General features: G+C 62.0%; 10 protein-coding genes. 4 read left to right on the plus strand and 6 right to left on the minus strand.

Annotated features, from left to right (window positions below):
- The first annotated feature begins 85 nt into the window (after positions 1-85).
- Together P8L30_07395 and P8L30_07400 are read left to right on the plus strand one after the other, a co-directional pair.
- The gene (locus tag P8L30_07395; GenBank protein MDG2240012.1) at positions 86-457 is read left to right on the plus strand and encodes a hypothetical protein; all 372 of its coding nucleotides are present in this window, start codon (positions 86-88) and stop codon (positions 455-457) included.
- Positions 454-2,073, plus strand: coding sequence for a peptide ABC transporter substrate-binding protein (locus P8L30_07400; GenBank protein ID MDG2240013.1), 1,620 nt, complete (start codon positions 454-456; stop codon positions 2,071-2,073). The genes P8L30_07395 and P8L30_07400 overlap by 4 nt, the downstream gene beginning before the upstream one ends.
- Positions 2,074-2,309: 236 nt before the next feature.
- On the opposite strand, the gene P8L30_07405 is transcribed toward P8L30_07400, so the two are convergent.
- Positions 2,310-3,392, minus strand: coding sequence for a dipeptidase (locus P8L30_07405; protein MDG2240014.1), 1,083 nt, complete (start codon positions 3,390-3,392; stop codon positions 2,310-2,312).
- 57 nt (positions 3,393-3,449) lie between these two features.
- On the opposite strand from P8L30_07405, the gene P8L30_07410 reads away from it, so the two are divergent.
- Positions 3,450-4,403: an ABC transporter permease gene (locus P8L30_07410; GenBank protein ID MDG2240015.1), complete on the plus strand. Its 954-nt coding sequence runs from the start codon at positions 3,450-3,452 to the stop codon at positions 4,401-4,403.
- A complete protein-coding gene (locus tag P8L30_07415) occupies positions 4,396-5,244 on the plus strand; it encodes an ABC transporter permease (GenBank protein MDG2240016.1) in 849 nt (282 codons plus the stop codon). The genes P8L30_07410 and P8L30_07415 overlap by 8 nt, the downstream gene beginning before the upstream one ends.
- A gap of 31 nt (positions 5,245-5,275) precedes the next feature.
- On the opposite strand, the gene P8L30_07420 is transcribed toward P8L30_07415, so the two are convergent.
- From P8L30_07420 to P8L30_07440, 5 genes are all read right to left on the minus strand, one after another.
- Positions 5,276-5,818 carry a YqgE/AlgH family protein gene (locus P8L30_07420; protein ID MDG2240017.1) on the minus strand — a complete coding sequence of 181 codons (543 nt, stop codon included), beginning with the start codon at positions 5,816-5,818 and terminating at the stop codon, positions 5,276-5,278.
- A gap of 70 nt (positions 5,819-5,888) precedes the next feature.
- A complete protein-coding gene (locus tag P8L30_07425; GenBank protein ID MDG2240018.1) occupies positions 5,889-6,143 on the minus strand; it encodes a hypothetical protein in 255 nt (84 codons plus the stop codon).
- 168 nt (positions 6,144-6,311) lie between these two features.
- Complete coding sequence (locus P8L30_07430) at positions 6,312-7,577, minus strand: M20/M25/M40 family metallo-hydrolase (protein ID MDG2240019.1); 1,266 nt, start codon at positions 7,575-7,577, stop codon at positions 6,312-6,314.
- Positions 7,578-7,675: 98 nt separating this feature from the next.
- Positions 7,676-8,950 carry an MFS transporter gene (locus P8L30_07435; GenBank protein ID MDG2240020.1) on the minus strand — a complete coding sequence of 425 codons (1,275 nt, stop codon included), beginning with the start codon at positions 8,948-8,950 and terminating at the stop codon, positions 7,676-7,678.
- A gap of 42 nt (positions 8,951-8,992) precedes the next feature.
- Positions 8,993-9,657, minus strand: a 665-nt coding sequence (locus P8L30_07440) for a GLPGLI family protein (protein MDG2240021.1), incomplete at its 5' end; no start/stop codon positions are given.

A 9,657-nucleotide genomic window follows, 5' to 3' on the forward strand; every position in this document is an offset into this window, starting at 1 on the left:
TTGATTAGACTCCTTTGCCACTGAACCATGGGGCTTAGCACCTCCAACCCATCAACCCATCGATCGACCGCCGGAGCATCTTCCTGTGAAGCGTTCTACACGTGAGCTCGTCCTTCCCGCCGCTCTTATTGTGGCTTCTGGCCTCGATCGCCCGGTCCCCGGGTACGAAAATCCTGAGGCCTGTCTGAGCAACAAGGCCGAGCGGGTCGCGTTCACAAACCGCGGGTTCGACGCAGTCGACGCGACTGTGTCAGGCTGGAGCTCAGACGACCTACGTGAAGAGACGAATCTGTTTGGCCAGGAGATGGTGCAGCGTGGAAGTTTGCCGGTGTGGCTCACGAGCACGCAGTGTGGACGCTTGGTGCGCACGTACGGTTCCAGGGTGGCGCGCCCGCGCGCTTTGACTTGGTTCCAAGCGGCGACTAAGCCCGCGAGAGCCGACTGGGCGTCACCATGAATGGTTCCGCTTCACGCGCCATCGTCGGGGTTGTTGCCTCGGCGATGGCGTTCGGGTGCGGCGATGAGGCACGCGATCCGCTCGAGTTGATCGACGGCCGGCAGATTCTCCGTGTCGCGTACGAGCGTGAGGTCGACGTACTGAATGCGTTCACGAGTCAGATGCTTGTGGACATCCACTTCAGTATGGTCGAAGGTCTCGTCACCACAGACGAGAACAACACGTACATCCCAGTCCTCGCAAAGGAGATCCCAAGCGAAGAGAACGGGCTGATTGAAGATGCCCCGGACGGCACGGTGCGAATGACCTGGCCGCTGCAAGAAGGTGTGCGTTGGCACGACGGCGAAGCGTTCACGAGTGAAGATGTGTGTTTCACGTGGCGTTTCGTGTCGAGTGAGAATTCGCAGACGTACAACCGTGATTGGTATCTGCGGATCCTCGACTGTGAGATGCCGAACGACACCACCGTGGTCTTCACCTGGGAGAGCGAATACGCCTACTATGCAGGCCTCTTCGAGGCGGTTCTCCCGGAGCACATTCTTGGGGGCATGACGACGGAAGAGATCGTGAACTACACGCCGTACAACCGTGGCGCCGAACTCGTCGGGACCGGCCCGTTCCGCTTCGCAGAGTGGAAGTCGGGCGAGTACATCCGGGTGGTACGGAATGAGGACTACTGGCGAGGGCCTGACAAACCGGCGATCGATGAGATCGTGTGGTCGTTCCTGCCGGACCAGAACACGCGCCTCAACGCGATGCGAGCAGGGCAGTACCACTACGCCCGTCTCGAGCCTACTCAGGTGTCCGAGGTGCAGGGGCTCGACGGTTACAGCGCGAACCTGATCAGTTCGAACACCTTCATGCACCTGGATCTGAGCCTGAACACGGATCGATCCAGGATCATGTTCAGCGACCAGGACGTTCGGCGCGCCCTGTTCATGGCCATCGATCGCGATGCGATCGCGAACCAACTCATGCAGGGCACCGTCCACGTCGCGAACACACCGATCAATCCGACGAGTCCTTATCACAATCCGAATGTCTCGGCGACGCGCTACGACCCGACTGAAGCGGCGCGTCTCCTGACTGTGGCAGGATGGATTGAAGGGTCGGACGCCATCCGTGCGAAGAACGGGCAGCGATTCTCCTTCACATTGCTGAATCGCGCCGGAACCGCGGACCGCATCGGGATCGCCCAGGTCATTCAAGCTCAGCTGAAGTCGATCGGGGTCGAAGTCACCTTCGAGACGCTGGAGAGCGCCGCTTGGACTCAGAAGTGGAGGAGCTTCGACTGGGAGGGTGTCGTGTCTGCGTGGTTCTTACCGGCGGACCCGAGCTTCACAGGCCTGTACGAATGCGACGGGCCCAACAACATGACGGGCTTCTGCGATGAGGCGCTCGACGAAATCATGCTCGCGTCCGACAGGGCGCTCGAATACGTAGATCGGAAGACTCTACTGGACGCTGCGCAGGTAGCCCTGGCCTCAACCGACCGGATGCTTCCCATCTACTACAATGTGATTCCAGAGTTGGTGAGCGACCGGATCACGGGGTACCGCGGGAGCGGTACCAACTTCGGAAGCTTCTGGAATTTGTGGGATTGGAGCGTCAGGTAGAGTTGCTGGTCTTGGACGCGTTGTAGGCTGTCACGCGACAGATCTGCCGCGAGGCGTTGGATCCGTTGATCACTTCGCTGGGACAGAATCTTCCACACGAGCCACGGTTTACGAAAGCGCGTCTGAGGAGATCCCCACCTTTTTGGGCGATATCCTCAAGGTCGGACATCGACAGGCCGGATGCACCACCAGATCCAACGCCCTCTTCGATTTCGGCAGCCTGCCTATGATGATCCTCAGCCCCGCCATGTGTTCTCGAACACCCTCACCCAATTTCCATACGCGATTTGGGCCAGGTCTTCTTCTCCGAAGCCGGCGGTCCGCATCGCGTCCATGAGGCGGGGCAGGGCCGTCACATCTCCGAGATCGGTCGGCATGGTGGCTCCATCGAAGTCCGAGCCCAATGCGATATGTTCGACCCCAATCCGGTCTGCGATGTACCGAGCGTGCCTGACGATCTCTGTGAGCGGCGTGAAGACGTCCCCGCTCCCATCCCCGTCCTCCCGAAGGAAGCCCACGTGGAAGTTCACGCCGATGATTCCGCCACTCGCCCCGATCGCGTCGATCTGAGCGTCGGTCAGGTTGCGTGGGGACTTCGACAGGGCGTGTGCGCCTGAATGAGTCGCTACAAGAGGAGCGTCGGAGAGGTCAGCGACATCCCAAAAACCACGTTCGTTCAGGTGGGAGAGGTCGATCATCACGCCGAGGGCATTACACCGTTCGATGAGGCGGCGGCCCGCCTTCGTCAGGCCCGGGCCGGTGTCAGGCGACCGCGGGAAGTCGAAGGGCACTCCATGGCCGAAGATCGTGGGCCGGCTCCATACCGGGCCGAGCGAGCGGAGGCCTGCCTCGTAGAGCACATCCAACATTCGGAGGTCCGAATCGATCGCCTCGGCGCCTTCGATGTGGAGGATGACTGCGTACGTCCCGGTGCCAATGCATCGACTGAGGTCAGCCGAGTTGCGTACGACCTCGACCTGGCCGTCCGAAGCCTCGACGATCCGCGAGAGATCAGAGATGACCTTCAAGACGTAGTTCGTGGCTTCTTGGCGTCGCAGCTTGGGTGGCAGCGAATGCGCGACTCCGCCAGGGACGACGTTGCCGGCATCGTCGATGAGGGGCTGAGCGTCTCCCGCGTGGTACGGAGAAGCGGTGAAGATCGCGTGGAATCCCCCCGCGAGGCCGCCTTCGCGAGCCCTGGGCAGGTCGATGTGCCCCTTGTCACTCCGTGCCAGGAATGAGCGTACATCGTCACCCGTCGCGTTGCGGATCTGGGTGAGGGTGTCGTTGTGACCATCAATGATCGGGATGTGGCTCATGCGTCTCCTTGCGTAGCTGGGTGGCCGATCGGCACGTCGCAATCTAGTGTCTGCGCCATGTTCAGCTATATCGCCCGGCGCGTCCTCCAGATGATCCCGCTCATTCTTGGGATCACAGTAGTGTTGTTTGCCGTGATCCAGGCGGCTCCCGGTGGGCCCGAGGCGGCGCTCCTCGAGTCTGACCGATTCATAGACCCGGCCGTAATCGAAGCATATCGCGAGCGGCTCGGTGTCGACCAGCCCGTGCCCGTCCAGTATATAAAGTGGGTGACGAGCGCGGCGATGGGGGACCTGGGTACGAGCTTCTCCACAACCCGGCCGGTATCGGAGATGATTCTGGAACGACTCCCAGCGACGCTCGAACTCATGGGGGCTTCGTTCCTGCTGGCGGCCATCCTTGCGTTCGGTCTCGGTATCCTGAGCGCGGTGAAGCAGTACACATGGTTCGATCACATCGGGACCGGGGTCTCCTTCTTGGGCATTGCGATGCCCGTCTTCTGGTTCGCCTTAATCCTGCAACTCGTCTTCGGCGTGTGGCTCGGCTGGCTGCCGGTCGCCGGCACCGAGACGGTCGGAGCTACCGGTTTCGTGGACCACATCGCCCACCTGGTGCTGCCGGCGTTCGTTCTTTCCTTCCGATATGTGGCTGGGTGGTCCAGGTACCTGAGGTCGTCGCTGCTGGGCGTGCTCACCGCGGACTACATCCGGACGGCCCGGGCGAAGGGGCTGCCCGAACGATCGGTGGTCGGGGTGCATGCCCTGCGTAACGCCATGATCCCGGTGGTGTCGGTCATGGCCCTGAACATGGCAGGGTTGTTCTCAGGCGCGGTCATTACGGAGACCGTATTCGCCTGGCCGGGCATTGGGCGGATGTTCGTCCAAGCGATGTTCTCGCGGGACTACCCACTCCTGATGGGCATCCTCCTGCTCGGCTCCGTGATGGTGGTTGTGTTCAATCTCCTCGCGGACGTGCTCTACGCCGTCCTCGATCCCCGGATCCGCTATGAGTAGTGGAGCAAAGGGCCTGATTTGGCCGCGATTACGGAAGCACAAATTAGCCGTGATCTCGATCGGGGTCGTGACGCTCATGGGGGTGGCGTGCCTCGCTGCTCCGTTGCTGGCGCCCTACGACTTCGATGAGATCGACCTCTCGAACATCCGGGCTGCGCCGTCTGCCGGTCACCTCATGGGAACGGACGGTCTAGGTCGTGATCTGCTCACCCGTATTCTGTTCGGCGGGCGGATATCGATTCTGATCGGTCTGTTCGCCGCGATCATCGGGACGGGATTCGGTTCCTTCGTTGGGTCGCTCGCCGGGTACTACGGTGGAAAGATCGACAACCTGCTCATGCGCTTTACCGACGTCGTTTACGCGATCCCTACACTCCCGCTCTTGATCGTCCTCGCGTCCTACACCGCCGCGGGCGCCGTCTCGATGGCACTCGCGATCGGCGGACTGTCTTGGATGACCACGGCACGGGTCGTGCGCGGCGAGGTCTTGAGCATTCGTGAGATGGAATACGTGCAGGCCGCTCGCAGTCTCGGGGCCACCCATACGCGCATCATCACGCGGCACATCCTCCCGAACGCACTCGGCCCGATTGTCGTCGGGGTCACTCTCGCAGTGGGCAACGCGATCATCATGGAGTCGTCGTTGTCCTTCCTGGGGCTCGGTGTCCAGCCGCCTACTCCTACGTGGGGGAACATGCTCATGGACGCGCAGTCCACCATGAGTTCACAGCCCTGGCTTTCCATCTTCCCCGGTGTCGCGATCCTGCTGGTCGTGCTCGCGGTGAACTTCATTGGCGATGGGCTACAAGACGCGTTGGATCCGCGATCGTTGAATCGATAGACGGCGCGTGGAGTAGGGCGGGGTGCTGCCCTTAGTTCATCGTCGGGTCGTACGGCATCTTTGACAGCCGTGCGAACTCAGGCCCTTTCCTGCGAAGGACCCGGCTCCACAGTAGATCGGGCTCTGTGGTGAACACGTCGTCCGGGAGCGCTGGCTCCGTTAACCAGGCGTCCGCGTCCATCTCGGCTTCGAGCTGACCGGGCGCCCATCCTGAATAGCCGGCGAAGACCCGGGCTCGCCCGATGTCTTCCCCGACGTCGGACGGCACATCGCCGACCAGGAAGCCAATCGATTCGAATACCAGAATATCGGCAAAATCTGGAGTCGCGAACTCTGCTAGGAGAACGGGGCTCATCTGTTGAACCGGGCCGCCCTCGAAGAGCATTTCCCCACCCGGGATTAGTGGGCTGAGAGGCGGCACTGCCTCCTCCACCGTCACCTCCAACGCACGATTGAGGATGATGCCCAGAGCGCCATCCGCGTTGTGCTCGCCTACAAGCACGACCGTGTGCCGGAAGTTCGGATCGAACAGGCCGCCGCTGGAAATCAGGAGTTGGCCCTTCAGACTTTCCATTCGTATGTCTCGTGCGAGTGGTTCGGGGAGGATCTCACCAACCCGAAAGTACTCGGACGGCTCGCAGATGTTACGCCGAATTAAGCGACGCCCCTAGGAAGTCTCGGTGTGAGGTGAGCCAGTCAACGCTGCCGCGCGCGCGATCCTGCGCCCGATCTCTTCGCCGGTCCCGCGCGCGGTCTAGGGCGACCTGATGGGGATTCGTTCCGGGATGCGTTTCGTTCGGGGCCGCCATTGCGGCCGCGGACAACTGCTCGTTTCCAGAGCCTAGGCATCCACTCGCCGCGCCCGTAAGTGCCACCGTCAGGAAGGCCCGCCTCTTCATCTACTCATTCTCCTCGCGTGTTGGTCACCGCGTCGGAAAAATGGAAGGACGGTGCCCACGGAGAACAGCCCTAGAATGGCTTAGATAAAGGACAAAGCGTTGTCCGGATGTTCGTGGCCTGTCCTCTTCCTAGAATAGGGGGTGTCCGCAGTTTGGCTCGGCTACTTGCTATCGTCCTCCGACCGTCGCGCCGGTCAGCCGAGACAAAGCGGACAACGTGGTCTGACCGGCGTTCAACCCGAGACGAAAGTCGTCGTCCGTGAACGTTGTCCACACGTCGAGCACGGTATGCCACGTGGGGTTCCAACCGGCTCCGGTCTGCATGCCGCGCTCGTTCTCGCGCAAGCTGATCGCTGGGATGATGTTCATGAACGGAGACGAGTCGGTGTTGGTCATGTGCGGACCGACGGTTGCCGGATAGTCGGTGTTGTACGCGTCGGCAGCAGCCTTGAAGACGAAGGCGAGCTTCATGGACTCTTCGGCCATCTCCGAATTCGACTGGAACTCGATGTTCACGTCTGCTTCCGGGCGCTGATTTCGGCTGACAGTCCCGTCGGCGCGTGGGGCGCCGTGATCCCACAGCATCATGTCGTGCTGAATCATGCCGAGCCAGGTGGGCTCCGGGTACTGACCAGAGCCTGCCGGGCTCTCGATGCCCTGGAGATCCCGTCGCTGGTCCACGTAAGCGTTTGCGCCGTTCAGTCCGGTCTCTTCGTTGTTCCAAAGCGCGAATCGGATGGACACTTCGGTCTCGACGTCCGGAGCGTGGAAGATGCGCGCGAGCTCCATGACGAGTGCGGTGCCTGAGCCGTCGTCGTTCACGGCTTCGTTCACGCCGTGGCCGTCCATGTGCCCACCAACGATGTACATCTCGTTCGGGCGAGTCGTGCCGACCTTGGTGCAGTAGACCTCAGTCCGCTCTCCGTTCACGGGCTCTTCGACGTTCAGGGCGCGAATTCGTTCGTCAGGCTGGGCCATGAGGTCCCGGTTCACCCCGGTGCGACCTCGGTTGCCATAGATGGAGCTTCCCCCCGGTCCGTTTCCATTCCGTCCGACGATGCCACCGGTCGGTGTCGTGAGGTCGGGCGGCGTGGTCGGGCCTGCGCGGCGCGGACCACCGGTCCGGGCCGGCCTGGGTGCTGGGTCGAACTGGTAGGTGATGCGCTCGGTGTTGGTGCAACCCACTGCTTGTAGTTGTGCTTCGATCCAATCGATGGCGTTCCGGTTTCGCTCCGTACCCTGACGGCGATCCCCGAACTGCGTGAGGCCCTTCAGCGTCGCCTTGTAGTTCTCAAGCGTGAGTCGACTTACCAAGACAGCCGTCGGGTCGTCCTGTGTGTCCTGCACGAGAGCGGCTGCTGGGGTCGGTGCCGCGAGGGTGCCGGTCACGAGGAGTATCAAGGGGGCGGCGGCGAGCAAAAATCGCATGCGCATTGGTATGGCCTCAGCGGTATGTCCAGCGGTTCGTTTTAGATCTGATTAGACCATACGGGCCGAACGCCGACTGGACAACGCGGGACTCCTGCGAGTCGCTACGCCCGTTGAGTCACCCTGCGGAACGCGATGGTAGCTGCGAGGCCGATCACGCCGAATGCCGCGACAACCGCAAAGACGTGCTGGTGCCCCACGACCCCTGGCGAGTTGTCCAACAGGACGCCCATGAGCGGGCCCATGAAGACGTCCGGTGTGAAGCCGACGAGCGAGACGACCCCGATTGCACTGCCTGTGAACGCGAGAGGAACAGCCCCCTCGGCAAGCAACGCGAAGTAGACGCCCCGCAGGGCGTAAATACCCACGCCCGTCGCGGTAATCGTCGCGATCAGCATCCAGGCGACACCTGGTGCCAGCCAACCGGAGGCAATGAGCGCGCTACCGGCGATGACGATGCCGAAACCCCATGCGATGACTCGGGAGGAGTCGATCCGGTCGCCCAGGTAGCCAGCGGCCACAGCTGTAACGGCGCGAATCCAGAAGGACAGCGTTCCGATCGCTGAGGCGGCCACGTCGTCGAACCCCAGCGCGTCACGTGCGAGGAGCGAGAAATCGTCGGTGGCTTTGTAGCCGACATAGGCACACACCACGATGACTGCCTGCAGCCACACCGCGGGCATCTTGAAGGCTCCCTGAAGGCCTTTCAGCGAGAGCTTGGGCCGATCGCCTTGATCACTCGTTGGGGCGTTGTCTGGGACGACGACCCACACTAGGAAGGCCACGAAGAGGGTGAATCCAGTGAACACCCAGATCACGGCCCGGAACGCGGCTTCGATCTCATCCGGTGTGGCAGTCGAGGCATCGCTAGGGAGCAGCATCGCGAACACGACGACCGTAGCAGACGCGATGACGGCCGCGAGTAGTCCCCGGCCCCCGTCGAGCAGCCCGTATGCTCGTCCCTGGTTGGCCACACCGCCCCATTCGCGAGTCGCCCGGAGCATGGCCGCCCAGAAGAGCAGGATCGAGGTGAGACCCCAGAATGCCCAAAGCCCGTTCATCACGGGGATCGAAGGGACTCCCGCGAGTACCGCTCCGCCGAGTCCGGTTGCCACCAGCGCGGCGGCCATAAGACGGCGAGCCGAGAACCGGTCGGCGAGCGGGCCACCGGCGAAGTACGCGGCCATGGCCACGATGCCGTAGAGAGAGAACGCCGTGCCCAGCTCGAGGTTGGTGATCTCGAACACGTCGAGGAACGTCGGGCGAAAGACGCGCGCCAAGACGAACGGGAGCAGGAAGACAGATTCGCCTGCGACCATGAGGGCCACGATGACCATGCCACGTCGGACGCTCGGCATTTCTGCTGTGGTGTGGCTCATGGTTTCTCGGTGGGAGGCCTCAAGTCCCCACGTTCACATATCTCATTGGATGCGATGTATGTGATTGCCCCCGCGCGAAGTGCGGACCTCATCGAGCTTCTCTTTAACGATTTGTTCGTAATCTTCGCGTGAGATCTCTTCACCGTCTTCAGGCGGCGCGATAACGGATTCGAGTTCGCCCAAGTCGATCGACGTCGCCGAGTACAGTTCTTCTCCACGGTTCACTGAGAGGACCAGGATGAGCCCTGGAAGGCCTCCGAACTGTCCTGGGCCTGCTGAGACCGGGACCTGAGGTGCGAACCAGGCTTCGATGGTCTTTCCGTCGTAGTCCGTCTCGGCCTTCTGCACCGTGTAGCCCATGAAGTCGCTCTGTTCTGCGACGAGCCGCCATTCGTAGGCCGGTCTGATGCCTGTGATGCGGAATGGGCGCCCCATGAATTCGAACTGTTCGATCAACGTGCCGTCGTTGCTCGAGTAGGAGCCGAGGCGTGTTTCCTGAGCGCTGCGCAGGGGCGAGCTCATCATCATGCGGTTTGCAAAGTCCCCCGTGTGGGTGTGTCCGTCGGAGCCGTCCGCGATTTCCTCCGCCGCCTCCTTCTCTTCCTCTTCTGCCTGAGCCATGACGGACTCGGAGGCGTTGAAGCGGAGAACGACCGAGGCGAAGCTGTTGGTTGGCATCCCTTCCGGCATCCAGAAGTCGGCACCGC

This window comes from Longimicrobiales bacterium, assembly GCA_029245345.1.
Classification (GTDB): Bacteria; Gemmatimonadota; Gemmatimonadetes; order Longimicrobiales; family Gaopeijiaceae; genus CALFPJ01.